This window comes from Pseudoalteromonas sp. AS71, from assembly GCF_038900275.1.
Taxonomy (GTDB): domain Bacteria; phylum Pseudomonadota; class Gammaproteobacteria; order Enterobacterales; family Alteromonadaceae; genus Pseudoalteromonas.
Map to the genome: position 1 here is coordinate 23499 of NZ_JBBMQZ010000011.1, position 26119 is coordinate 49617.

The 26119-nt window shown below is 39.7% G+C and carries 26 protein-coding genes and 2 pseudogenes; 12 read left to right on the forward strand and 16 right to left on the reverse strand.

Going from position 1 to position 26119, the window contains the following annotated elements; genetic code table 11:
- Window positions 1-40 precede the first annotated feature (40 nt).
- From WNY98_RS09955 to cyaY, 6 genes are read right to left on the reverse strand one after another with little or no spacing between them, the layout of a single operon-like run.
- Complete coding sequence (locus WNY98_RS09955) at window positions 41-1150, reverse strand: heme biosynthesis HemY N-terminal domain-containing protein (protein WP_342877804.1); 1110 nt, start codon at window positions 1148-1150, stop codon at window positions 41-43.
- The gene (locus tag WNY98_RS09960; protein ID WP_342877805.1) at window positions 1147-2988 is read right to left on the reverse strand and encodes a uroporphyrinogen-III synthase; all 1842 of its coding nucleotides are present in this window, start codon (window positions 2986-2988) and stop codon (window positions 1147-1149) included. Before WNY98_RS09960 ends, WNY98_RS09955 begins: the two co-directional genes overlap by 4 nt.
- On the reverse strand, window positions 2989-3927 hold the full coding sequence (hemC, locus tag WNY98_RS09965; protein WP_342877806.1) for a hydroxymethylbilane synthase: 939 nt from the start codon (window positions 3925-3927) through the stop codon (window positions 2989-2991). It abuts the gene before it with no gap.
- A gap of 35 nt (window positions 3928-3962) precedes the next feature.
- The gene (locus WNY98_RS09970; protein ID WP_024598827.1) at window positions 3963-4940 is read right to left on the reverse strand and encodes a DUF2914 domain-containing protein; all 978 of its coding nucleotides are present in this window, start codon (window positions 4938-4940) and stop codon (window positions 3963-3965) included.
- Between the two features lie 22 nt (window positions 4941-4962).
- Entirely contained in the window at window positions 4963-5619 is a 657-nt protein-coding gene (locus WNY98_RS09975) for a dienelactone hydrolase family protein (protein WP_007580555.1), read from the reverse strand.
- On the reverse strand, window positions 5616-5939 hold the full coding sequence (cyaY, locus tag WNY98_RS09980) for an iron donor protein CyaY (protein WP_002960979.1): 324 nt from the start codon (window positions 5937-5939) through the stop codon (window positions 5616-5618). The genes WNY98_RS09975 and cyaY overlap by 4 nt, the downstream gene beginning before the upstream one ends.
- A 157-nt stretch (window positions 5940-6096) precedes the next feature.
- Between cyaY and WNY98_RS09985 the strand changes: the two genes are divergently transcribed.
- The 8 genes and pseudogenes from WNY98_RS09985 to WNY98_RS10020 all read left to right on the forward strand — a co-directional run bounded on the left by WNY98_RS09985 (window position 6097) and on the right by WNY98_RS10020 (window position 12218).
- Window positions 6097-6291, forward strand: a complete 195-nt coding sequence (locus WNY98_RS09985; RefSeq protein WP_342877807.1) for a lipoprotein — start codon at window positions 6097-6099, stop codon at window positions 6289-6291.
- Window positions 6292-7545: a diaminopimelate decarboxylase gene (lysA, locus tag WNY98_RS09990; RefSeq protein WP_024589650.1), complete on the forward strand. Its 1254-nt coding sequence runs from the start codon at window positions 6292-6294 to the stop codon at window positions 7543-7545.
- Window positions 7546-7609: 64 nt separating this feature from the next.
- Window positions 7610-8440 carry a diaminopimelate epimerase gene (gene dapF, locus WNY98_RS09995; RefSeq protein WP_024609948.1) on the forward strand — a complete coding sequence of 277 codons (831 nt, stop codon included), beginning with the start codon at window positions 7610-7612 and terminating at the stop codon, window positions 8438-8440.
- Entirely contained in the window at window positions 8437-9048 is a 612-nt protein-coding gene (locus WNY98_RS10000; RefSeq protein WP_342877808.1) for a DUF484 family protein, read from the forward strand. The genes dapF and WNY98_RS10000 overlap by 4 nt, the downstream gene beginning before the upstream one ends.
- Window positions 9045-9989 (forward strand): tyrosine recombinase XerC, encoded by a 945-nt coding sequence (locus WNY98_RS10005; protein ID WP_342877809.1) that lies wholly within the window; start codon window positions 9045-9047, stop codon window positions 9987-9989. The genes WNY98_RS10000 and WNY98_RS10005 overlap by 4 nt, the downstream gene beginning before the upstream one ends.
- A 10-nt stretch (window positions 9990-9999) precedes the next feature.
- On the forward strand, window positions 10000-10707 hold the full coding sequence (locus WNY98_RS10010; RefSeq protein WP_342877810.1) for an HAD-IA family hydrolase: 708 nt from the start codon (window positions 10000-10002) through the stop codon (window positions 10705-10707).
- Between the two features lie 28 nt (window positions 10708-10735).
- Window positions 10736-11839: a retroviral-like aspartic protease family protein gene (locus WNY98_RS10015; RefSeq protein WP_342877811.1), complete on the forward strand. Its 1104-nt coding sequence runs from the start codon at window positions 10736-10738 to the stop codon at window positions 11837-11839.
- A 21-nt stretch (window positions 11840-11860) separates the two neighbouring features.
- A pseudogene (locus tag WNY98_RS10020) lies at window positions 11861-12218 on the forward strand (HopJ type III effector protein).
- A gap of 11 nt (window positions 12219-12229) precedes the next feature.
- Here the strand turns inward: WNY98_RS10020 and WNY98_RS10025 are convergent.
- A complete protein-coding gene (locus WNY98_RS10025; RefSeq protein ID WP_342877812.1) occupies window positions 12230-12637 on the reverse strand; it encodes a GNAT family N-acetyltransferase in 408 nt (135 codons plus the stop codon).
- 40 nt (window positions 12638-12677) lie between these two features.
- Window positions 12678-12999, reverse strand: a pseudogene (locus WNY98_RS10030) (DUF6482 family protein).
- 90 nt (window positions 13000-13089) lie between these two features.
- On the opposite strand from WNY98_RS10030, the gene WNY98_RS10035 reads away from it, so the two are divergent.
- The 3 genes from WNY98_RS10035 to WNY98_RS10045 all read left to right on the forward strand — a co-directional run bounded on the left by WNY98_RS10035 (window position 13090) and on the right by WNY98_RS10045 (window position 15492).
- Complete coding sequence (locus WNY98_RS10035) at window positions 13090-13788, forward strand: pseudouridine synthase (protein ID WP_165722700.1); 699 nt, start codon at window positions 13090-13092, stop codon at window positions 13786-13788.
- Window positions 13789-13896: 108 nt separating this feature from the next.
- Complete coding sequence (locus tag WNY98_RS10040; protein WP_007580531.1) at window positions 13897-14271, forward strand: BlaI/MecI/CopY family transcriptional regulator; 375 nt, start codon at window positions 13897-13899, stop codon at window positions 14269-14271.
- A 9-nt stretch (window positions 14272-14280) separates the two neighbouring features.
- Window positions 14281-15492 (forward strand): M56 family metallopeptidase, encoded by a 1212-nt coding sequence (locus tag WNY98_RS10045; protein WP_342877813.1) that lies wholly within the window; start codon window positions 14281-14283, stop codon window positions 15490-15492.
- A gap of 73 nt (window positions 15493-15565) precedes the next feature.
- Here the strand turns inward: WNY98_RS10045 and WNY98_RS10050 are convergent, their stop codons facing one another.
- Window positions 15566-15949, reverse strand: coding sequence for an MAPEG family protein (locus WNY98_RS10050; protein ID WP_342877814.1), 384 nt, complete (start codon window positions 15947-15949; stop codon window positions 15566-15568).
- Window positions 15950-16188: 239 nt separating this feature from the next.
- Between WNY98_RS10050 and WNY98_RS10055 the strand changes: the two genes are divergently transcribed.
- Window positions 16189-17058: a DMT family transporter gene (locus tag WNY98_RS10055; protein WP_342877815.1), complete on the forward strand. Its 870-nt coding sequence runs from the start codon at window positions 16189-16191 to the stop codon at window positions 17056-17058.
- Between the two features lie 338 nt (window positions 17059-17396).
- Here WNY98_RS10055 and WNY98_RS10060 read toward each other — a convergent pair whose 3' ends face one another.
- The 7 genes from WNY98_RS10060 to WNY98_RS10090 all read right to left on the reverse strand — a co-directional run bounded on the left by WNY98_RS10060 (window position 17397) and on the right by WNY98_RS10090 (window position 26098).
- On the reverse strand, window positions 17397-18662 hold the full coding sequence (locus tag WNY98_RS10060; RefSeq protein WP_342877816.1) for an ATP-binding protein: 1266 nt from the start codon (window positions 18660-18662) through the stop codon (window positions 17397-17399).
- A 77-nt stretch (window positions 18663-18739) separates the two neighbouring features.
- Complete coding sequence (locus tag WNY98_RS10065; protein WP_342876028.1) at window positions 18740-19453, reverse strand: response regulator transcription factor; 714 nt, start codon at window positions 19451-19453, stop codon at window positions 18740-18742.
- 93 nt (window positions 19454-19546) lie between these two features.
- Entirely contained in the window at window positions 19547-20596 is a 1050-nt protein-coding gene (locus WNY98_RS10070; protein WP_342877817.1) for a hypothetical protein, read from the reverse strand.
- A gap of 371 nt (window positions 20597-20967) precedes the next feature.
- The gene (locus WNY98_RS10075) at window positions 20968-21285 is read right to left on the reverse strand and encodes a multidrug efflux SMR transporter (RefSeq protein WP_076925559.1); all 318 of its coding nucleotides are present in this window, start codon (window positions 21283-21285) and stop codon (window positions 20968-20970) included.
- The gene (locus WNY98_RS10080; protein ID WP_076925558.1) at window positions 21285-22817 is read right to left on the reverse strand and encodes a bifunctional GNAT family N-acetyltransferase/carbon-nitrogen hydrolase family protein; all 1533 of its coding nucleotides are present in this window, start codon (window positions 22815-22817) and stop codon (window positions 21285-21287) included. The genes WNY98_RS10075 and WNY98_RS10080 overlap by 1 nt, the downstream gene beginning before the upstream one ends.
- A gap of 88 nt (window positions 22818-22905) precedes the next feature.
- Window positions 22906-23754, reverse strand: coding sequence for an MBL fold metallo-hydrolase (locus tag WNY98_RS10085; protein WP_024598810.1), 849 nt, complete (start codon window positions 23752-23754; stop codon window positions 22906-22908).
- Between the two features lie 58 nt (window positions 23755-23812).
- The gene (locus WNY98_RS10090) at window positions 23813-26098 is read right to left on the reverse strand and encodes a penicillin acylase family protein (RefSeq protein ID WP_342877818.1); all 2286 of its coding nucleotides are present in this window, start codon (window positions 26096-26098) and stop codon (window positions 23813-23815) included.
- Window positions 26099-26119: the final 21 nt, after the last annotated feature.

Sequence of the window (26119 nt, forward strand, 5' to 3'; positions counted from 1 at the left end):
TCCTGAACTACAAAATGCTAAGTAGTTATAGTGTAGTCATTTATTGATATAAAACGAGCGCCTTTTCTGCCTGTGCACTATTTTTATAACTTAAAACAGCTTGTTCAGAGAACTGTTTTTTATTTTCACTATTCAGTGCTTTATCAAAAATCCTAGCTGCTAAGTCATAATCACCTTGCGCGTTGGCCAGGCAAGCCAATGCAAGTAATAATGAGTTATTTGAATCATCCTTCTTAAGACGATCTTGGATGCTTACTTGCAGTTTAGCTGCATCAGCAGACGTCGCTTTACTTAATATATTAGCCAGTTGCGCATGCTGTTCGTTGTGCTTAACCATTTTAATTAGGTCACCCTCAATAACAGCCAATTGACCTACTTGCGCCATTTGCATTAAATATGCAGTGTGGGCATGAACTTGCAGTTTTTTAGGTAGCTGTTTATATTTTTCACTCAGTTGACCTGCATCTAACGCATTAAAGTAAGCACTAAATAACTGCGTCCACTGTGCATCAGTAAGTGCTTTTTTGCGTAGTAAACGCGGTAAAAACTCCTCAAGCGCACTAAAGTGTTGTTGCTGTACCAATACTTCTGCATAAAGTTTTAACTCAAGTGCGGTGGCTTTTTTAGCTTCTGCGCTAATACGCATTTGTGATTCAATCGCGCTACTGTCGCCACTTGCCAACCATAGCTTTGCTACTTTTAATTGATGTTCTGGGCTTATTTCAAATAAACGCTCAAGTGCTTTATCTGTTTGATTATTAGCAAGCGCTGCTTTTGCAAGTAATGCTAAGCGAATATCTTCAAACTTATCTGGTACGCTATTACCCGATAGAGCCTTTTCTACGTGCTCGTAATCATCATTAATAGCACTCCACAGAGCCTGCTCAATAGCTGCTTGTTTGCGCTCTTGGCTACGTGCAAAAAAGCCATGCTTAGTATTATGATAAATCGATAATAAATAACGAATTAATTTATATGTTAAATATAAAACAACAGCGGTAATGACCGCCATTATACAAAACGATACTATCGTGCCTTCTATCGTCGTGTTGTTAAATGAAATAAGTACATAACCTTTTTCATCTAGCACAAATGGAGTAACCGCTAATACAACAACAATAGCTACAATTAAAATAATTAGCCCTATCATTGCGCCCACTCCTTAACCTTTTGTGTACTGTTTAAGGTTACTTTTGGATTAAAGTTAAGCTGCTCTTTTTCAAGTTTAGACAACGCTTTAAGTACCGTTTTAGTTGTATCATCGTCTTGCTTAAAGTACTCACCAACTAAACGTTTTGCTTCACTTAAGGCGCTAAAGAAAATACTCGCCTGCTTACTCATAAGTGCATCTTGTGCCTGAGTTATATTAAGCTTTATACGTTGATTTATTAAATGGCGCTCTTGATCCGTAAGTAATGGCTCAATGGAAACAGCTTCGTGCTGGCGAATAGTAATAAAGCTATCCACAATTTTATTCCAGCTATTACTCAGATTTTGCTGCCAATCACTCACGTCATCACTTAAAGCGTTTTCATCTATTGCAGCCGCTTCTTCTGGCAAGTTAACCGCATTAAAAACTAAGTTATCAACACTAGTTAACACACTATTTAACTGTAAATAAATAGCCTCTGTTGCTATAGGTTTAAGGCTATCAAGTGTTTGTATGTCTTGCATAATAGCTTGGCGAACTTCAACTGTTCCTGGATGTTCGCTAAGTAATGCATCTAAGCGCTTTAAAACAGCACTAGTGCCTTGGTAATCTTTTTCAGCCCATAGTTTAAATTCAGCCATACGCTGCAAGCTGGTCACTTCTTGTGGATTTAAAGACGAACCTTGTTGCTGCGCTTTTTGCAAAGCTGCTTTTAGTTCTTGCTGATTTTGAGTTGCACTTTCACTGAGTGCTGCGGCAACTTTTTTCTCACTATTAAATAGCGCTTGCTGCAAATTAGATTGTGCTGACTTAAGTGCTTGCAGCTCTTGGGCGAGTGACTTATTTTGCTCACTCAACTCATTCGCGGCCAGGTTTTGAGCCTTACCCGCATTTAATTTTTGATAAAACTCGTAACCCACGCCTGAGGCCACAATTAGCGAAATAAGAAGTGCAAGCACTGCAACTTTGCTAACTTTTTGTTTATTTTTATCTGCAGTGTTTTTAGCGGCTGCTGGCTCTTGCTTAGCTGATTTAGCTGAGGCCGTGTTAGCTATTGTTGGTGTGGCTTTTTCTGCCGTAACTGGCTTTGACTGTTCGCTCATGTTGCTACCTTGCTGATTTATGCAGGTAAACATAGCATTATCGCTTGCCCCTGCTGCAATGTGTATATTAGCCGAACTTACCTGTTGCAACTTTAAATAAGCGGCTATCCGCTCGCTTGCAACATAAAATCGGCACTGTTGTAACCATTGTAGTTGGTGTGCAGTAAGGCTTTTAAATATAGCATCAACTGCTGCATTACTTGTTATGACTATACCGTGTACATTCTGGCTTTTCCAGTGGTCTGGCCAGTTAGGAGTAATACTCTCTGTGGGTTCACGTTTATACACAATACAATTATTTAAAAAAGCACCGCGCTCTTTCAGCGTTTTAGCTAACTCAGGGCGGCCACCTTGCCCCTTAACTAACACTATATTACTGCCATCAACCTCGGCGAGTGATTTAAGCGCAAGTAACCCTTCTGAATCATACTGCTTCGGTACTGCTGCGCGCACACCAAATTGCTCATATATAATGTCGGCTGTTTGTTGTCCAACTGCATAAAACTGCGCTTTGGTATTTATATCGGGTTTTAATTGCGAAAGTGCACTGACTGCATCTTGCGATATAAATATTATTTTATCTGCATTTAACAGCGGACTAAGTTCAGTGCTGGAGGGTGTTAAATGCGTTATTTTTAATACCGGAAATAAAGACGCCTGATAACCCGCTTGCTCTAATTGCTGTGCAAGGGCTGCGCCTTTTCCTTCGGGCCGAGTTATCAGAATATGTGTCATTTATGCGTCTCTATAAACTTCAGCTAATATTTTGTCTGCGCCTTGAGCTAATAATTTTTTAGCAAGCTCAATACCTAGTTCTTCTGCATCATTTACATGACCTGTTACTTCGTCACGTAAAATTTCGCTGCCATCAACGGCACCAACTAAACCACGTAAATGCACCTGCTCGCCATCAACTAATGCATAAGCACCAATAGGAACTTGGCAACCACCTTCTAAATAGCGGTTCATTGAACGTTCTGCGTTTACGCGAATACGTGTTTGGGTATGCTCAAGTGGTGCAAGTAATGCTTTTGTTACTTCATCATCAACACGGCATTCAATACCTACAGCACCTTGACCATTTGCCGGTAATGACACTTCTGGCTCAATGTAGTCAGCAATACGCGACTCCATTTTCAAACGAATAAGCCCTGCAGCCGCTAAAATAATAGCATCATATTGGCCGTCATCTAATTTACCTAAACGCGTATTTACATTACCGCGCAAATCACGAATATCTAAATCAGGGCGAAGTGCTTTAATTTGGCACTGACGGCGTAAGCTAGAAGTACCCACAATGGCGCCCTGTGGTAGCTCGTTTAAATTAGCAAAATTGTTTGATACAAACGCATCACGCGGATCTTCACGCTCACAAATAGTATACAGCTCTAATCCTTCTGGGAACTCTACTGGCACGTCCTTCATAGAATGTACGGCAATATCAGCTCGGCCATCTAACATTGCTTGCTCTAGCTCTTTAACAAATAAGCCTTTACCGCCTATTTTAGCCAATGGCGTATCTAAAATGATATCCCCTTGCGTCGACATTGGGACTAATTCTACGCGCACATCTGCATGAAAACGCTCAAGCTCTGCTTTCACAAATTCGGCCTGCCAAAGTGCTAAGGCGCTTTTGCGCGTTGCAATGCGTACTAATTTTGTTTTTTCTATCATAGGGGTATCCAATTAATTACTGCGTTTAGCTAGCTTTATTCAGCTAAAATTCTAAATTCTTTTTGGGCAATTAAATTGCCTTGCTCATCAACTACATCAACACGCCAATGGCCTGTTTGTGAGTCCATGATATTTTTTGTTGAGTACGTTCTGTAGCGAGGCGAAGTAACATCAAGTGTAATTTCAGCCATAATTTCACCTTCAAACGACCAAATATGCTTAACTTGCTGGCCTTGAAGATTTTTAATCTCGCTAAAAAACGATAGTCCTTCATCAAACTGACTTAATCTAATATCAGCAGCAAACACATTAGTAGGTTCACGCTTACTTACTTTGCGAGTCAGTACTGCACGGCTAATTTTACCTGTGTCTATTTGCGCGCCCAATGCCACACTTGCCACTTGTGCTGTTGGTGAAAAACCTTCAGTGCCACTCAATGCACCATCATCACTTTCTAAATCTAAAAGTAACTCTGTTTGATTAGCAGGTTCAGCTACGTTTTGAGCTTCTTCGGTTTCTTCTTGTAGATCATTATCAAGGTCTGAGTTTAACTCTGTATTAATACTCTCACTTTGATCAATCACAATATCGTTGTTAGCTAGTAAAACTGTATCAGTATTTACAGGATCCGCTTTAGCCGGTGCATTAATTGATATGTTTTGCTCAACCTCATTTTGCTCAGCTGACAACGGTTCAATCCGAGCTTGCATTACCTCTGCAGGCTCATTAGGGCTATTGTTTACTGATGATTGAGGCTCAACATCGGTAACTTCAACGCTTGTCTGGTTTTGAGCGTTACTACTAAAGCTTAAAAATTGTTCCTGCTCATTTGGATGCTCACCTTGCTCTGCACTGGCTGACGTTGTTAAGCCATACACAACTGCTGCAGAGGTCATTAATACCAACATAGCAATACTCACAATACGACGCCAATTCCACTCGTAGCTTACCGTTGGTACACTCTCTTGTAGTTCGCGTTTAACATTTGCTTTAATAACTATTTTTTGACTCATATTGACCTCAGCGGTTCCAAAATTAGCTTAAACGAGCAATTAACCATTGGCGAATAGCTTGCAATTCTTCTGCGCAAACTTGGTGAGCCATTGGATATTCTTGCCAGCTTACATCCATGTTATGTGCTGTTAATACTTCAAACGCACTTCTTCCCGCACTATGCGGTACAACGTTATCTTGGCTACCATGAGCCATAAATACGTTTAAATCAGTATGTTTTGCTTCATCAGCAAATTTTTGCGGCACACACATATAAGTAGAAAGCGCCATAACACCCCCAAGCTTTTGCTCAAAGCGCGGCGCTAAATGTAATGACACAACACCACCTTGAGAAAAACCAGCTAAAATAATTTTATTAGCAGGTATGCCATTAGCAATTTCTTTATTAATTAACTCTTCTACCTTTGCAGCCGAATCCCTTACGCCTTGTTCATCGGCACGCTTATCTAATTCTATAGATTTAATATCATACCAAGAGCGCATTTCCATGCCACCATTTATGGTGACTGGTTGTACTGGCGCATGCGGAAAAACAAACCGTATACCAAGCTCACTTGGTAAATTAAGCTGCGGAGCTACTGGCGCAAAACCATCCCCAGAGTCACCTAAACCATGTAACCAAATAACCGTTGCTTTGTGCTCACTTTGGGCTGCATATTCTACAAATTCTAAACTCATAGTGATGATTGCCACTTAACTTCTTGGCCTGCTTGGCGAGTTGAGGCTTCATTTATAAATGCCCAAAATTCAGCGCCAGAGCGGTTATCAATCCATAACCCATCACGCATTTCAAAATGATGTCCGTTAAATTTAGTCGCAACCCATACTTGATGAAGAGGTGCTTGCTTGTTAATCACTATTTTACTTTTATCAGGAAAAATAATTTCTAAAATACCTTGTGCCGATTCATAGTCTAAATCAGCTTCGCAATCATCAACCTGCTCTTCAATAGTGAACATAAGAGCTTCGGCTAATTGGTGATATTCGTGTTCAGTCATTGTTATTTCCTTTGCAGGCGAGCCGCCTAATATTGGGTACGTTTTAGCTTTAAAAGTGTGCAGCTAGTGTAACAGGAATAAAATCATCCGCGAATAGCTGCATTTTTTAGATATTCTGTTACTCTGCGATTATAAAGCCAGCAACCATATTAATCTAATGAAAGCGACACATACCATACAATTAAAAAGACTATTAATAAGCACTGTACTGTTAAGCGCCTTAGCTGGCTGCGGACAAAGCGGTCCGTTATATTTACCAGAGCAACAAACAGAACAAAACCAACCTCAAAATACAGTTCAGCCAGTCACTACCGCTGAGCAAGCCAAAACACAGCAAAGTCAGGGGCAATAAATGGATTATTTTAACTACAAAAACAACCAATTATTTGCCGAAGACGTCAGTGTGGCAAGCATAGCGCAGCAATACGGTACGCCGTGTTATGTGTACTCGCGTGCTACCTTTGAGCGCCATTATTTAGCGTTTGCTAACGCCACAAAAAATCATAAAAGCTTGGTGTGTTACGCCGTTAAAGCAAACTCAAATATAGCCGTCCTTAATATATTAGCGCGCTTAGGTTCGGGTTTCGATATTGTATCCAAAGGCGAACTTGCACGTGTAATTAAAGCGGGAGGCGATGCCTCTAAAGTAGTTTTTTCGGGCGTGGCTAAAACAGCAGACGAAATAGCGTACGCATTAAAGTTAGGTATTAAATGCTTTAACGTTGAATCAGCCTCTGAGCTTGAGCGTATTTCTGAAGTGGCTTGCGAGCTTAACCTAGAAGCGCCTATTTCTATTCGCGTAAACCCCGACATAGATGCAAAAACACACCCGTATATTTCTACTGGTTTAAAAGAAAATAAATTTGGTATTGATATTCAAACTGCCGTGAGTGTTTATCAACAAGCAGCGGCTTTACCTGGTTTAAAAATTATTGGTGTTGATTGCCACATTGGCTCTCAATTAACTGAAGTAAGACCATTTTTAGAAGCACTTGATAAATTAATGGCGCTTATTGATGAGCTAAAAACTAACGGTATTGAGCTAACTCACTTAGATATTGGCGGCGGTTTAGGCGTACCATATAACAATGAGCAACCACCACACCCAAGTGAATATGCAGCGCAAGTTACCGAGCGCTTAGCAAACTATAAACACCTTGAACTAATTTTTGAACCAGGACGCGCTATTGCAGCTAACGCAGGTATTTTAGTTACTCAAGTTGAATTTATTAAACAAAACCAAGACAAATTTTTTGCCATTGTAGATGCAGGTATGAACGATATGCTTCGCCCTGCGCTTTATCAAGCGTGGCAAAAAATTATTCCGGTATCAGTTCGCGATGACGAAACACCTACTCACAACTTTGATATTGTGGGTCCGGTGTGCGAAACCGGCGACTTTTTAGGAAAAGATCGTGAACTAGCCCTAAAACAAGGCGATTTACTCGCACAACGAAGCGCTGGTGCATATGGCTTTACCATGAGCTCAAACTACAACTCGCGTCCGCGTGTTGCAGAAATAATGGTAGATGGTCAACAGCATCACCTTATTCGTGAACGCGAAACTATTGAAAGCCTTTATCAAGGTGAGAAAGTTTTACCATAAACGTTTTTGTCTACTAGCTGCTCTGTGGCATGATTAGCACAGAGCAAAACCGAATTAGAGCGCTATGTTAGTTAATTTTTCCAAAATGCACGGCTTAGGCAACGACTTTGTTGTGATTGATAACATTACACAAAATGTTTTTTTGTCGCGAGATCAAATCAAAAAACTGGCAGATCGCCATTTTGGCATTGGCTTTGACCAATTGCTGATGGTTGAAGCGCCGTACTCTCCCGATCTCGACTTTCATTATCGAATATTTAATGCCGATGGTACCGAAGTAGAACAATGCGGTAACGGCGCACGCTGTTTTGCCCGCTTTGTTCGTATGAAGGGCCTTACTAACAAGCATAAAATTACGGTGTCGACCAAGTCGGGCAACTTAACGCTCTACATAGAAAAAGACGGTCAAGTAACCGTTAACATGGGTCATCCAAATTTTGAGCCTAGTAAAATCCCTTTAAAAGCGAGCAAGCGCGAGCTTACCTATATTATTAGAACGCAAGAGCACACCGTATTTAGTGGCGCGGTATCTATGGGTAACCCGCATTGCGTGCTAGAAGTTGATGACGTAACCACCGCGCAAGTTGATATATTGGGTCCATTACTTGAAAACCACGAACGCTTTCCGCAAAAAGCGAACATTGGCTTTATGCAGGTTGTATCGCAAGAACACATTAAATTAAGAGTGTGGGAGCGCGGCGTTAACGAAACCCTAGCCTGTGGTACAGGTGCTTGTGCAGCAATGGTTATTGGTCATATGCAAAATAAATTATCAACAACCGTTCAAGTAGATTTACCAGGCGGTAGCTTACAAGTACGCTGGAGTGGCGAAGGTCACCCGGTACGCATGACTGGCCCCGCAGAGCATGTGTTCGACGGGCAAGTAGCGCTATGAGCGAGCTAAGTAAAGAACAGGTTATTGATTACTTACAGCAACACCCTGATTTTCTAGTTCAGCACCCAGAGCTACTCGCACAACTTGAGCTGCAACAGCAAGCTCAAGGTGCAACGTCGCTGGTACATATTCAGCAACGCCAATTACGCGAGCACAACACGCTTTTAAAAAGCCAAATAGACGCTATGAGCAAGCATGCAACGCAAAACGAGCTTGTATATCGTTTGTTTAGTCAGTGCCATCGCCAGCTTTGGAATCATGACGATTTTGACACTCTTGCAAATAATCTACGCAATATAATTTGCTCAAGTAAAGATGTTAACGACTGCAAATTAGTGAAATATAATCCCGAATACGACGAGCTTATTGCGCATCGCCTTACCCATTCTGGGCATTATTTAGGGCGTATTAATCAGCAAGAGCGCGAATTATTATTTAGTGAAGATACACAATCTGTCGCTATTTATTTAATTGGCGATACTAAACACCCTATCGCTATTTTGGCGTTTGGTAGCAGTAACGTAAACCATTTTGAGCCCGCTCAAGATAACCTGTTTGTACTCGACTTTATAAACGCATTGCACCTGCGGTTGCAAAAACTAGCATGAATGACGATGCGCCTAATACCACTGAGTTAAGCGACAATTGGCGTACTCCCATAACGCTATTTAGCGACTATTTAAAGTTTGAAAAACAATATTCAGCGCACACCGTAAACCAATATGTAAGTCAACTTGGCTTTGCAGCCCTTTATTTTAGCAAATTATGTGATGACTGGTTTGGCGTTCAAGGCGAGCATATTCGCCGCTACAGCATGGCACTGCGCTCAAAACAATTAAGTGGGCGTACTATTAGCTTAAAACTCAGCTGCATTCGTAGTTTGTATAAGTTTTTAAAAGCAAAAAATATTGCCGAGCAATCGCATTACCATAATCCGGCAATAGGTATAAAAGGCCCTAAGTTTGCAAAGCCCCTACCTAAAAATCTCGATGTAGATCAAATGGCACGCTTACTCGAAATACCCGACGACGAACCTCTCGCAATTAGAGATAAAGCAATGATGGAGCTTATGTATTCATCAGGGCTTCGTATAAGCGAATTAGTTGGCGCTAACATGCAAGATATTAGCGCTGCTAATGGCGAAATTTTAGTGCGTGGTAAAGGCAATAAAGAGCGATTAATTCCGGTGGGCAAAAAAGCGTTAGACGCATTAAAAAAATGGCTCTCAATACGCCCTCAGTTTGCAAAGCCCGATGAAATAGCAGTATTTTTAAGTAGCCAAAAAAATCGTATTTCGATTCGCCAAGTGCGCCTACGCATGCAAGAGTGGGGAATAAAACAAGGCATTAGCTCGCAGGTTCACCCGCATAAGCTGCGCCACTCGTTTGCGTCACATATTTTAGAATCATCTGGTGATTTACGCGCCGTGCAAGAATTACTAGGGCATAGCAGTTTGTCGGCTACACAAGTGTATACGCATTTAGATTTTCAACATTTAGCCAAGGTGTACGACAACACTCACCCTCGCGCAAAAAAACGAACTGATTAGGAAAATAAATATGATCCGATTTAATCGTGCTATTAAGCCATTTTCTGTCATGAGCTTTGATTTAGACGACACGCTATACAGCAATCACCCTATTATAAAAGCAGCCGTTAAAGCCCAACAAAATTATCTAAACGCGCTACCGGGCTATCAAGAGCAAGGTCCAAAGTACTGGCAACTATGCCGTAACGAAGCCGTATTACAATCACCAGAACTTGCCGATAACGTCACTAAATGGCGCCAACATACACTGCGTTTAGCGCTTTCCAAGTTAAATTTAAACGTCGATGATGTAGAGCTTCATGCAAATGCCGCCTATAACGCCTTTGCCGATGCGCGCAGCAACATAGTGGTTAACGATGACGTACTTAACCTGCTGGATAACTTGGCAAAACATTTCACTCTTATTGCAATTACTAACGGTAACGTAGAAATTGAACGCTTTAATTTACACAATAAATTTGAGCTAGTACTGCAAGCGGGTATGCACGGTAAAGCAAAACCTCACACCACTTTATTTGATAAAGCAGCCGCACATTTAAACGTTGCTAAAAGCGATATTTTACATATTGGTGATAGCCTAGATACCGACGTGCAAGGCGCAAATAATGCCGGTTGCCAATCGGTATGGTTAAACGACCAAGACGCTAATTATAGCTATAAAGGGCTGGCTGATATTGAAATAGCCAATATTCATGCATTAACGCACTTTATAAAATAATACCAATTGCATTAAATAAGAGGTAATAATGAGTCACTATGCCAAGCTAATCACCTTGCTATTAATTGGCTCACTTAGCCTTAACGCTTATTTATTATGGCCGCAGCCTGCGTTAACTAAAGTACAAAAAACGCAAAGTGCCCAGCAAAGCGTATCGCCTAAACAACAAAATACGTTATTAAATACGGCAAAGCAGCAATTTAAACAACACCAATTTGAAGCCGCACTTAGTAGCTATCAACAACTCAAAAATAGCTACCCAGAAATTGCAAAAAACCTTTATTCATCGTGGCTAGTGCAGCTTAAAACATGGCTAAATAGCAATTTATTACTTAGCGAATCATTTCTCAATGCGCTATTAAATAACAGCCCTTATAACGTAGAATTACTTAATTTGCAGGTTGAGTATTTAATAAATAGCGAGCAAATACAAAACGCCATTATTGCTTTATTTGAGCTTAATTCATTACTACCTGCCCATCAGCAAAACAACGTAAATACACGTTTAAATACACTCACTCAAAACGAATTACACACATTAACTGAGCAACAAAATTGGCAAGCTATTATTGAGCAAACACAAATTTGGCTTGATTATAAAAGCGATAACGCACAGTTTTTATACCCGCTTGCGTATGCCTACTATCAGCAAGGCGATTTAATTAGCGCACAAGCAACCCTTGAGCGAATGCCACACCAGCATAATCTAAAAAGCCAAGTGCAAACACTGCAAGCCATGATCAATAAAGCGCAATCGCAAGACGACTTCGTTGCTTTAACACCTTACGGCGCGCATTACTTAATAAATACCGAAATAAATAATAATCTATCAACCGAACTAATGATTGATACAGGCGCAAGCGTCACCTCACTGCCTAGTAATATTATTAACCAAATTTCACCACAACCTTTGTATTTAGGCGATGTGACGGTAAACACAGCGAATGGTCAAATTGTTGTAAAGCGCTATCAAATTGAATCGTTTAAAGTGGGCTCGCAAATTATTTATGGTTTTGAAGTGCTAAGCATTGAAAACACCCGCGACCAAGGTTTGCTAGGAATGAACTTTTTATCGCGATTTAAATTTAATATAAATCAACAAACAGATGAGTTAGAGTTGAGTGCTAAATAATTAAAAACCCAAAGGTAACACATGACACTAAATGACTATTTAAAAACCCTTGCAGAAAACCCAAAAAGCATTCAATTTACCGATACAATGGCGGTGATTGAAGCAAATTACGACTTTACTGCATGTGGCTTTAATAACCATGGATTACTTAGCTCAGCAAGTGAGAACAACGGATCGTGTAAAATTTTTGCGTTTGCTAAATTAAACGATTTAAGTAAACAAAATACATTGGATTGCTTTGGTAAATTTTACCGCGAAGACGTACTGCAAAACCCTAAAGGGGGATGATCACATGAACATTCGCACGTTTATGTTAGCACCAGAGGCAACACCGTTTTTAGGTATTACCTTTGAAGGCGAGCCACTAAAAGCAAAATAGTCAGCAAAAAATTAAAGTGGCTTTTCCATAAAATAACGCGTACCAGAGCGTGGGTAATTATTAAGTTGATACTTGACACTATAACCGCGCTTTTCGTAAAAAGGTTTTGCTTGAAAATCAAGTGTATCAAGCTGAGCAGTTGTTGCTTCTAGTTCAATAGCAGCTTGTTCAAGTGCCGTTAGCAGTTTATCTGCAAGCCCTTTACCTCGTGCACTATCGCTACACCAAAGCCAACTAATCATCAGCCAATTTCCAAACACACACCCACTAATACCGGCAACAAGCTCGCCTTGCTCATCAGTAAATTTATAACCTAATGGCACTCTTTGCGCATCAAAATACTGGGCGTTAAATTCAACCATTTGTGCGCGAAGCGCTGAGTTTAACGCATCGGTATTATCTACTTTTAATTGATACATTTATCGCCCTTAAAAAGCAGATACTAGCAAATTAGCTTAATCAATAAAGATTATTTTTACCGTAAGGTACTTCAAGCATATTGCTGCCGGTTTTTTCTGGCTGGCCGCACATTTCATCGTAAGCGCTTGTTTGGCGCAGCGCTTGTTTGGCGCAGCACCATTTCGGCATACGCTATTTTGTCAAAACGTTTTTGTACATGCAGTGGGCTGAGAGCTCTTAAAAACTCACCGCTGTCTTCTGTTACATAATATTCAACATTATTAATCATTACCGATACTTGATAAAGCGCCATATCTAAAGAGTGAACAATAACTTTTTGTAGCGGCTCGTGCTTTTTTAACTGTGAAAATTTAATACCCATAATTTTTGCCTTAATTAAATTTAACATTATCGATACGCAGCTTTGCTATAATCGCGATCAAATTTTTATTAGCCGCTGGCATCACACGTTATGAGCACAAAAATCCGACTCGCTAAATATATTGCCCATGCAGGTATTTGTTCTCGTAAACAGGCATCGCGTTTAATTGATGAAGGTGTTGTGACTGTAAATAATCGCCCAGCAAATCATATTGATCACGTTGATGAGCAAGACACAATAATAGTGAACGAAAAAGAAATTAAAGGTGCTGCCGACTTAGTTTATTTTGCGTATCACAAACCAGTGGGTATTGATTGCAAATTAAATATTGATGACTCAGCCAGCCTTATCCACCATTTGCCCAATCTCACCCGTGTTTACCCTATTGGACGATTAGATAAAGACTCTCGCGGTTTACTTATTTTGACCAACGATGGGGATTTTTGTAACCAACTAATACATCCTGACTTCCACCAGCCTAAACATTATTTAGTCACCGTACATAAGCCTTTAGACGATGCTTTTTGTAAAAAAATGGCAGCAGGCGTACCCGTTGATAAACACATAACCCTACCTTGTGAGGTAAGTAAAATAGCCAGTAACCAGTTTAGTATTGTTTTAAAGCAGGGGCTAAACAGGCAAATACGTAAAATGGCGCATTACTGCGGATACAAAGTTATTGATTTATATAGAGCGCAATTTAGTGACCTTGTACTTGAGGATTTAAACCTCCCTGAAGGGCAGTATATCCGCATTAATAAAGCTGATATTTTAAAAGCCCACAGCTAACCTCCTGCCTATTAGTTTAAATAACACACTAAAAAGTTAAAAAATAAACTTGCATTTATGGATTACAGGTGTAGTCTTTGATTAAAGATTACATTTGTAGGCAATAGCATGATTGAGTTATCAAAAGCAGAATTTGACGTGCTCGACGCACTTTGGATTAACTACCCCGCCACCGCGAGCCAAATAATTGAGCGCTTAAGCGACGATAAGCAATGGCACGAAAAAACCATTAAAACCCTACTAGGTCGACTAGTAAAAAAAGGCGCACTTACATTTGAAAAAGAAGGTCGTCAGTATATTTATATGCCGTGTATGGAGCGCGCCGACTACACCTTAAAAGAAAGCCAAAACTTTATTGAGCGCTTTTTTAGTGGACGTATTGCGCCACTTGTAAGCGGTTTTGCTAAATCGGAGCAGCTTTCTCAGCAAGATATAAACGAGCTTAAAAAAGTTATAGATGACTGGGAAAAAAACCAAAAGTAAGGGATTAACATGGTTATTCAAACTGGTTTTAATTGGTTGATTGAGCAGCAATTACTATTAAGCATTTTGTTTTGTGGATTTATTTTACTCGAGCGATTTGGTTTAAAAGCCCTTGGCTCGCGATTTGTATATAAATTAGCATGGCTATTACCTGCGGCATTGGTTATCGCTAATTTACCAAACGCGATTAAACCACTGCAAAACAGTAATATTAGTCACTACTTAATCACCCCCAACCAACCTTTTACAAACGAGGTAGGTATTAGCTGGGCGCTCATATATGTACTTATTACCGCAGGGTTATTAATAGCCAGCTTTATTACGCATACCCGTTTTGTTAAAAGCCTGCAGTTAACTGAGTTACCACAATTTGAAGGCACTCTTACCGCTGATGTTAAAACTTATACCAGCCAACATGTAGCCACGCCAATGGTGGTCGGTATTTTAAACAGCAAACTGGTGTTACCGACTAACTACAATACTCAGTTTGATCAAGCCACATTAGCACTTATTTTAGAGCACGAAAACGTACACATTAAACGCAAAGACAACCTAACAAACGCACTTATATTACTGCCTACCATTTTACTGTGGTTTAACCCACTAGCTTGGTTTTGTTACGCAAGTATGCGCCGACTACAAGAGCTGACTTGTGATGAACGGGTACTTAGCAATAAAACCACACAACAACATATTTTATATAGCAAAGCCTTAATAAACTGCGCGGCGAATGCGCCCACAGGGCTTATGGCTTATTCACACTACGGAGATAAAAAAACCATGTTACAACGACTAACTAATATAAAACACAGCGCAGAGCGTTCAAAGTTTGCTAAAGGTGGCTTATTACTTGTAGCCGCAAGCATGCTAAGCGGCTTAGCCATTGCAAAACAACCAGAAGTAAATAAAACGCAAGAGGAGCATATCTCACCAACAATACGCATTGAACCTGCTTATCCAATACAAGCAGCTCAACAAGGGATCAGCGGCTCTGTTGTATTAAAATACGATATTGCAGCAAACGGTAAAACAAAAAACATTAGTGTTATTCAATCTAAACCTAAAGATGTTTTTGATAAATCAGCGAAAGAGGCACTAGCAAAGTGGAAATATAAAGCATCTGATTCAGGTTTTGAAGATGTACTTGTACAACTAGATTTTGCGATTAATAGTGAAGTGGCACCTACCGATTTAATTGAGCGAATTAAAGTATCGCATTAACACCACGAGTTGTTCAAGACTACAAAGCAAGCACCCTTCTAGGCTGCTTGCTTTGTGGTTTTACGCTATAAAGTTATAAACTCACCACAATCATGGCAATGGCCGTACCCAAACCAATAAACCACACTAATGAGCGAATTATATCTAGGTTCATATAGTAAAATACGCAATACAAAATACGCGACACAATATGCGTAACAGCTAACATTTCGGTCACTGCACCTACAGAGCCAGTGCCCAGTACAACTGCAATAGCGACAGCAAAAACAGCGAGCGATTCAAAACAATTTTGATGAGCCGCGAGCGCCCGTGCACCAAAGCCGGTTAATTTTGTTTGTTGCGCCCTTGGGTGTTTATTATCGTATCGACCTAATTTTGCCATTGCTATAGCAACCGGCACTTTTGCAAAGTAAGGCATTAATACCGCAAGTAATGCACATACAACTAATGTTGTCATAATTTATCCTTTTGATGTTTCGGATAATTTAGCATAAACGTAATAAAAAAGCCGCCAGATACGTTTTATGACAAACGCTGGCGGCTAACAATAACATCAGGCTTACTATAGCTAAATTTATCCTCAAACCCGTGCGACATAATGTCGCAGATGATGAATATTCAATATCACGGTTAATGAATCGCTTTACTTCATAAAGCTTGTTAACTTTACTGCCTTACATTTTAACGACGAATACCATGACTTGGATCTTTTTCACTTTTTTAGCCGCCTTCATGCAAGCATGGCGTAATGCCCTGCAAAGTAAATTAAGTAACGATGTGAGTGTTGCTGGCGTAACCCTCTCCCGCTTTATTATTGCAGGCCCTATTGCTGCCGTGTATTTATATGGTTTGTATCAATACCAAGATACCGCCATGCCTACGTTTAATAATGCCTTTTGGGGATTTATTGTAGGCGCAAGTGTTATGCAAATACTTGCCACTGGTTTAATGGTTAAGTTATTTAAAATGAATAATTACGCTGTAGGTGCTGGTCTTGCCAAAAGCGAAGCGTTAGTGGCTGCTATTTTAGGTGTATTATTTTTTGGCTCGGCACTTTCTTTACTCGGTTGGCTTGGTGTGTTTTTTGGCGCTATTGCCGTATTGTTACTCAGCGGCATAACAAGCGTTAAACACTTTAATGCTAAAACTGCATTACTAGGACTGGCATGCGGTACTTGCTTTGCACTTACCTCACTGTGGGTACGTGAAGCGAGCTTAAACTCAGGATTATTATTCCCACATTCAGCCGCTTGGGTTTTACTGTTTGTAATTAGCTTACAAACGCTAATACTACTGGGCTATTTATTACTAAAAGAGCCACATACTCTTAGTAAACTTTGGCAATATAAAGGTATTACAACAGCCGTTAGTATTTTTAGCTGTGTAGGCTCAATTGGTTGGTTTAGTGCAATGAGCTTGCAGCACGTGGCGTATGTTAAAACGCTTGGACAGGTGGAAGTGTTTTTTACGATGCTAATTGCTGTGCTTTGGCTAAAACAACCACCAAAACACCAGGAAAGCGCAGGGCTATTATTGATTGCAGTGGCTGCCATATTGGTTATGTAAACTTGCAAAGCCTTCACCAGGCAGCTTTTTACTCAGGATAGTAGCCTTTTCAAACTTAGCAGGTGAAACGCCGCCTGTGCGTAGCTAGCACTTTTTTGTACTGTAAAACTTATCTATAAAATATTTCAGCTTTCGTATATTCGCGTGGCGAATATATTTTATGCTTAATTATTCGTTTTTTAATTGTTGTAAAAAAGCTTTCAGCACCCGCATTATCATGACAGCTCCCTGCACGGCTTCATCGAAAATACAAGATTATGTTTTCTCATGAAGATGAGGTAGCCAGCGCTAACTTATTGACTACCTTGATCATTATACTACTGTACAACTGCTGAGCATTATCCCAATTCGAATATAAGCGTAAACTTAGCTCCCCCATAACTACTATTCGACAATAAAATATTCGCCCCGTGAAGATCAACTATTTCTTTTACAATAGACAAACCGAGCCCAAATCCTGCCCTGTCTGAATGAACTTCTTGTCGAAAATATGGTTGAAAAACCTGTTCGCTATTTTCCTTTTTTATTCCCTGCCCATCATCTTCTATAAAGATATTAATATTTTTATTTTGTTTTTGGACGGTTATATATATATTATCTTTGCCATATTTGTCGGCATTTATCACTAGGTTTCTTATTGCTCTTGACAATAAAGAGCCATCCGCAATTAGATTACAGGGTGACTCAATTTTGAGGTGGATTTTACTCTTGCACTCCTGTTGAAAATTTTCGCAATTTAATGCTAAAAAATCCCCTACCTCAATTGATTTCTGTTCTAACTTTAGTTCTGCTCTTTCCATTTGAGCATATTGCAGTAACTCTTCTACCATTTCTTCCATAACAAAAATCTGTTTCTCTAGACCACTAAAATGCTCTTGTGACGATTTATCTATTATTTTGCTTAATAGCTCTATATATAAGTGCATTTTAAATAGAGGGGAGCGAATTTCATGTGCAAGAGAAAGGGTTAGTCGCCTATGACTACTTAACAGTCGCTCTAATCTTTCAGCCATATCGTTTAAAGAAGAATTTAGTCTTCCCACTCTCAGAGAGCTTTTCGTAGGCACTCTTGCAAAAAGTTCCCCTTCGCTGATATTCACTACAGTTGCTTCAATTAATCTCAGCTTTCGATGTAAATTAAAAAACCAAATAAAGCAGCAAAGTGCAACCATAAAAACCAAAGTAAGAACAATATAATTATCTAACTTATGTGTTAATTGAATCAATTCATTTGATTCATCTTCACGCATTCTATAATACTGTTCGCCAGAAAAGACTTTAAAGTAATCATAAAATTCATCGTCAACCCAGACATCTTGAGATGTTAATTCATTACGAATGTTAGGAGGAATAGCAGATTTCGATATGGGTTCAATAATAACTTTGTTACGTTCAGCGATTAATTGCAGGAGATGCTCTTGTTTATCTTCTGATATGTGTTTTTCTAGCTCATTTAGTAAGATAACTTCTGCGGAAAAGTTATCAGCATCAATAATATTGTATACATCAACATACAAGTAGGTATTTAATATATGTAACATTATAAAAAATAAATACAATGTAAACAGTAAACCAAAATACAAAGGTAAAAATAGTCTAGCCATGATAAAAACTTTTCAAGTTAGCGAAGTATAGTTCTCAAAGAGAACTTAGATAGCTTCTAAATAAATTAGATGTGTGATTACCAAAAATCAGGAACGAACATATAACCTTTACCACGCACAGTAATTATCCCTTGTGGTCTAGAAGCATTATCTTTCAGCTTCTTTCTTATTTGAGAGACTTTATTATCAATCGATCGATCCAGTCCATCATAGTCTATGTTTCTTAAAGATTTAATTAATTCTTCTCGGCTGATTACTTGCTCTGAGTTTTCGACAAGGTGCCATAACAATGAAAATTCAGACGGGGTTAAATGAATTAACTGATTATCTAATTTACACCGTTTGAGTTGGTTACTTAGCCATAACGCCCCATAGGTCCGCTCTTTATTAGAAGGTTGAATTAGGATTTTTTCTTGAATAGAGGCTTTTCGAGAAAGTAAGTTTTTAATTTTTGCCAAAAGAACTCGCGGTAAAACGGGTTTTTGCATGAAATCATCAATTCCCATTTCAAGTGCCGCAACCTGATCCATATCATCTGCACTTGCAGTGAGCATCAAAATTATACCCTTAAATTGTTTTCTTAACTGAACTCCTATGGTTAAACCGTCAACTTTAGGTAACATCAAATCCAATATAACCATATCAGGGTCATGAGTAAGAATAACTTCTACGGCGTTCTCCCCAGAATTAAGAGCTATTACATTAAAACCATACCCTGATAAATAGTTTGTTAGTAAATGAGAAAGCTCCTCATCATCTTCTATTAAGAGTATTTTTGAAGAAAAGTTCATAGCGCTCAAAGTATCGTATATGATTAGCAAACTTTGAGTATAACAAATACCGAAAAGTTAGTAAGGGGATAACATCCCCTCTAAGTACTTTATTTAATCATCTTTGAGTAAGTATTTACTCATTTCTTCATCAGACATTTCATGAATACTATCAAAAGGAGCAGCATTAATAGTAAAGAAATAAAACTCAGGTCCTAATTCATCACCTAACATTTCACGGAAATAAGTTAATTGTGATTTGTGAGCAGGGTCATCTTCGCTCAACTGGTCAGCCGTTTTGCCAGATTCACAACACCAAGAATGCACGCCAACTATAGCACCGCTTTCATATACACGTTGATAACCAGATGCAAATAAATCTACACCTCCAGAATATATTCTAGAACCTTTCTCTACTTTTGTTGTTAACTGAGCATTACGGATCAACCTTCCTGTATGTGAGTTAATATCATCATCAACAGAGCCAGTAATAGTTTGTAAGAGTAACGTTGTAACTTCAGGGTTATTATTTACAAGATCTTGAATCTGTATGTAAGTCTTTGTGCCTAATTCACCTTTTACTGTTGCAATAGTTCCTTCTATTGCTAATGTTGTACTACCACTCGAAACTACAGAATCATTAATAACAAGGCGAACACTGTAATCTTGTTGAGCAGTATTATTAAGTCTACCAGTATAAATGGCATTATCATCATCAAATTCAATCGATATGTCATAGCCAAACAAATATGCGTCCACTTCCTCTTGAGCAGCCCCTAGATCTCCAGTCCCAGTTTCTATTACATAGAGGTGAGCCAAGGGTACCCCTTCAATAAAGTCAAAGCCAAAAGACAAAAAACCTTTTTCATAGCTGGCATATACAACTTTCCCCTTTACATCAGTAGAATGAACCGATATATCATATTGCACGCCATCAATTTGCAGCTCTAATTGATCATACTTATATTTAAACTCTTCAACATATTCCGCAACGTCATCAGGATGAAGGTTATAAACTGCTTCAGGTTGAGTAATTGTTGTTGAGCTATCTGTAGGATCTGATGCCGTTGTAATCGGCTCACTCTTAGTACTGTTACTTCCACCACAAGCAACTAAAGCTATGGCAAGTACAATTGGGCAAGTATATTTCAAAATTGTGTTCATGGTATTTCCAGTTCAGTTTCTTAAGCTGGAGTAAGTGTATTGGAAACCAACAATTACTAATATCACTTATATGTCTTGCAAATGTATGTAAAAAACTTACATTCTGTACGGTGAATTATTCATTAATTGCTCTAGATTTCTGAATCCATAAATTTGACAATGAAGTATTAATCACTTGATACGATCGCACTGTCCTACTAACTTAGATGGTTAAACGACTCAACTTTCTTTTAACTTTTATAACGATTTAGCCTGTTGATAAGGCTAAACTTTAAGATTAGGTTGGTTATGTTGCTAGGTTAAAAGTATCAAAAAGCGCAGGCTTTTATACCTGCGCTATTATAATTTTTTTATAGCTTTAAAGACTGATTCTAAGAGCTGATTTTTAGTGTTATTACACCGCTAATAATCATTAGTACACCGGCAATACGACCAAATGTGGCGGCATCGTTATAAAACAATATACCCACTAAAAACGTACCTGCAGCGCCAATGCCTGTCCATACGGCGTATGAGGTGCCCATAGATATTTGCTTTTGGGCAAGCCACAACATAAAACCACTAGCAACTAAAAATGCCACCGCTATTGCTATGCCTTGCCAACGAGTATCTGGGTTTTGCGACACCTTTAAACCTATCGGCCAGCCAATTTCAAGTAAACCGGCAATAACCAAATAAATCCACGCCATTAAACATCTCTCTTTTTCAATATAACTTCATATAAATCTTCGCGGCGGTCTTTTAAGTTACGCACTGTGCCTTCGCTGTGAAGAATTTTTAACTTATCCATATCAAGGTCACTAAATAACAGCATTTCTGTATTAGGTGTGGCTTCGTTAAGTGTTGCATCGTGCGGGAACGAAAAATCAGAAGGCGTTAACACTGCCGATTGTGAGTACTGCACATCAAGGCTTTCTACTTGTGGTAAATTACCTACCGAGCCTGCAATAACTACATAACATTCGTTTTCGATTGCGCGTGCTTGTGCACAATGGCGAACACGTAAGTAGCTATTTTTAGTGTCTGTCCAAAATGGCACAAACAAAATATCTAACCCTTGTTTTGCTAATATGCGCGATAATTCAGGGAACTCAACGTCATAACAAATTTGAATACCTACACGCCCGGCATCAGTTTCAAATACAGCAATTTTGTCGCCGCCTTGAATAACCCAATCGTTTTGCTCATGCGGGGTAATGTGTATTTTACGTTGCTCGTCTATTTTACCGCTACGGTGACATAAATAACTCACGTTATAAATTTTATCATCTTCGGCAAGTGGCATAGAGCCAGTAATTATATTGGCGTTGTATTCTATTGCCATACGCGACATCGCGTTTTTAAACGTTTCGGTATATTCGGCTAAATAACGAATCGCTTCCGTTTGGTTGCTTTGATTTCCTAAGCCCATTAGTGGTGCGTTAAAAAATTCAGGGAATAATATAAAGTCACTTTTGTAGTCAGATACGGTATCTACAAAGTATTCAACCTGCTTTAGCATTTCTTCAACCGATTCAACGCAGCGCATTTGCCATTGCACAGCACCTACACGCACTATTGATTTAGTTGACTCAAGTACCGTGTCGGTTGGTTCATACATAATGTTATTCCACTCAAGTAAAGTGGCGTAACCAACTGACTCTTGATCCTCTGGTAAGTACTTTTTAAGTAAACGCTTTACCTGAAAATCGTTAGATAACTGAAAACTTAAAATAGGATCGTACAGCTCTCTTTGATCTACTTTTGCAATGTATTCCATTGGCGTCATTTCACTACTGTGATTAAAATAACGTGGAATACGCCCACCCGCTAAAATAGCGCGTAGGTTATATTGGCGGCACAGTTCTTTACGGGCATCATAAAGGCGACGACCTAAGCGCATGCCTCTGTGAGTTTCGCTAATAGCAACATCTAAGCCGTATAGCGCATCGCCGTCGGTATCGCTAAATACACGGTCGTGGCCATCTGCAATATCTTCGTATGTATGCGGGTTTGAAAAGCGTGTGTAATCAACTTGCACGCTCAGCGCTAAGCCCACCAGCACGCCGTCATCTACAATACCTATTTGTCCTTCAGGAAATTGGTCTATTAATCTAAAAATGGTATGACTTGGCCACGCACCACCTAAGTCGGGATACGCTTGATCCATCAAGGTTTTAATTTGCGGATATTGCTCTCTGGTTAAGTTACAAATTTCAAGATGGGTTTTTTCTGCCGACATACACAACTCCTTTAGGCATAAGAAAATAAAAGCCGAATGCACTTTAAAATACATTCAGCTTTGTATCATGTTTTTTACTTTAGATGTACTACTTTAAGCTGCGGTAAAAGAGTGTGGTTACTTTCTCTTTTGGTAACCAGCCTGCGTATTCAAGACCAAGTTCTGCCAATGGATCGGCTTTAAGTACTTGCTCTAAGCTTGCATTATTTTGCATTGCTTTTAGCATCACATCTTTCGCGCTTTGAACTAACTTACCATACGCTATTAGTCCTGAACGGTCACTTACCTTACCGTGCCCTGGTATTACTTTAGTGTTGTCGTCAATTTGTTTAACTACATCGTCTACTGCCGCTAAAATACCATTAACGCTACCGCCGCTATCTACATCAACAAACGGTAAGCTACCAAAATTAAAGTAAATGTCGCCCATGTGTACTATGTTGTCGTTACTAAAAAAGATAACTGAATCGCCATCGGTATGTGCATGCTCATAATGCACCACATGGGCGTGTTCGTTATTAAAATGCAGTTTTAAATCGTGACCAAAACTAATGCGCGGTAAAAAGTCTGACCCTTCTCCATGCTGCTCTTCTAAACGTTTATGTACATTGTCGTGTGCTATAACGTGCGCACCCGCTTTAGCAAAATTTTCGTTGCCGCCGGTGTGATCGCCATGATGATGCGTATTAATAACAAACTCTGCACTGCCTGGTTTTAAATCGCTAATCGTTTTTTTAATATCATCTGATAACTTGGCAAACTGATCATCAATAATATAAATGCCATCATCGCCTACACTTGCTGCAATATTACCGCCTTGCCCAAATAGTACGTATACATGGTCACTTAATTTTTGTGCTGTTACTGGGCCTTCATCGGCTTGCGCTGTAGTGCTTAGTAATAAACCTGTTATTAATGCGGGTAGTATTTTTTTCATTTTAGTTCTCTGTTGTTTTATTAGTGATTATATAGAACGTGTTTAGGTATACTTTAGTTCATCGCGTAGGCTCTATTACTATTTGATGTATTAATTCTTGAGGTAATAAAGGCGTATGTTTGCCCTCTACATAGTCACTAAAACCCGCTCTATAAAATTCAGATAACGGATGCCCCGATTGCCCTCCCGGAATAGCTAAAATTGCACGTTTTAAATGACCTGGTTGAGCAATAAAGCGCTGCGATGCGCCAAAACTACGCCCTTGTACAGCGGGCATGTAACTATCGCCAAAACCTTGTGCTGTAGGCATATTTAAAAACTTAGCAAGTAAGGGGATTTGCTTTGCAAACGGATGCTCTATTACTAGCTCGTTTACCTTGCCCCACTGCCAACTTTGTACGTTATTACCAAATTGCTCGGTAAGCTTAGTAACAGTTTGGCTAAATGCACCGAGTAATTGCGCATCCCAACTTTTAAATTGTGGGTTTAACCATGTGTCGGGTTTGTTGTTAATAAGCTGCCAAACTGCGGGCTCTAAATCTCGTTTTACGTATTTAAGTGTGCCTTGCTGTTTATTTAATTGGCTTTCAATATTACTAAATAAAATATTAATGACTTCATCGCGGTAGCGCTTAACTAAGGTATACCCTATGGAGGTTGAACATGCACATTGCTGCCAATTTTCGAGCGCGGTTATATATTGCTGATTTTTAGTTTGCTCGGTGTTTAATTGCTTTAATAGCAAAGCATGCCAAGGCATTAAAAAGCGAGCTTGGTTATCGAGCTGTAGAGCGTAAAAGTCGCTCTCTGCAAATGTTTGTTTTTCAAATAATCTATCGCGTATTTGGCTTGAGCGCGCGCCCAGTGCATAGCCACCATTACCAAAACGGGTATTATCTTCAGCCGACACCACGCGAGAATTACCAGTCCATAATCGCCCGCTTTGTGGGTTTTTAACAAATGGGCGTTGTAACTCGCTTTGCTGCCAAAGCGCTGAGTAGTCATCGGCATTTACACCAAGTTCGCTAGGCGTTTTACGCGCTGGGATACCGCCCATATGCTTCCACGCTGCGCTGCCCTGGCTGTCGACCACCATTAGATTTTGCACCGGTATTCCCACATCGCTTGCGACAGCAAGTGCATCATCTACTGTTTTGGCTTGCTCTAATTTTAATAACTGCATATTAACGGCATAAGGCTGGTATGCCGCCCAGCTAAGTGCATAAGGTTTTTCGTTAATGTATTTTACAGGTCCGTATTCGCTGAGTATTAATGAGTAGTTTTCGACCTCCCCATCGGGTAATGCAATAGGCTCATCAACTTGCCATGTTTTACTGTTATCGTTTAATGCAATCCAATCGGCGGTATCTAAATAACCGTTAGTAAATCCCCATGCAACATTATTGTTAGTGCCCACTACAATGGCGGGCGCTCCGGGCAGGGATACACCGGTTACCTGAGCAGGATCTCCATTTTTTATATAATTTAACTGCGCTCTGTACCAAATTACAGGTACTGCCATCGATAAGTGCATATCATCCGACACCATACCCGCACCTGTTTTAGTAAGCGTCCCCGTAACTGCCCAGTTATTACTGCCGCGCTCTTGATTAGCGTCAATGCTTTTAACTGTCTGTTTTGTTTGAGTTGGCAAAGTAGGTATGCCGCCGTTATAGGCCGCTAATTTGCTGCCATCAAGTGCGGCTTGGTATTTGCTCGGTTGCGTTAAAAAATCAACCATTTGCTTACCATACGCTTGCTCAATTTGAATAAGTGCTTGGTCACGCTTAAATGTGGCACTTTGCAAATCAAGGTACATGCTAAATATAACTAATAGGCTGTCTTCGCTTTGCCATGGATTTTGTGCTGCACCCGTTAGTAAATATTCAAAGCTTGAATACCCTACTTGCGCCAATCCTTCGTTTACACCTTGAGCGTAACTTTTAAGTAATTGCTTATCTGCATCAGGCAGCGTTTGTAAAATAATTTGGCTGCGTTTGCGTAATTGATGAAAACGCATTTTTTTATCAAGCCCCAGCGCTGCTTTACCAAATAATTCACTTAGCTCGCCTGCAGCGTTGCGCCTTAATAAATCCATTTGAAAAAAGCGGTCTTGCCCATGCGCATAACCTAAACCATAGGCGGCGTCGTTTCGGCTATTTGCGTTTATTACTGCTTGCCCTAGTGCATCGCGCGAAATTTTTACAGGCTCTACTACTGCGTTACTACGTCCGTTTCCATCAAGGGCGGGTAAACTTAAAGTAAGTACACCATAAACAACGGCGGTACTTGCCAGTCCTAAAATCACAATTAATAACAACAAGCGTTTGATTACTTTAAACATCAACCTTTCCTTTGCACGTTT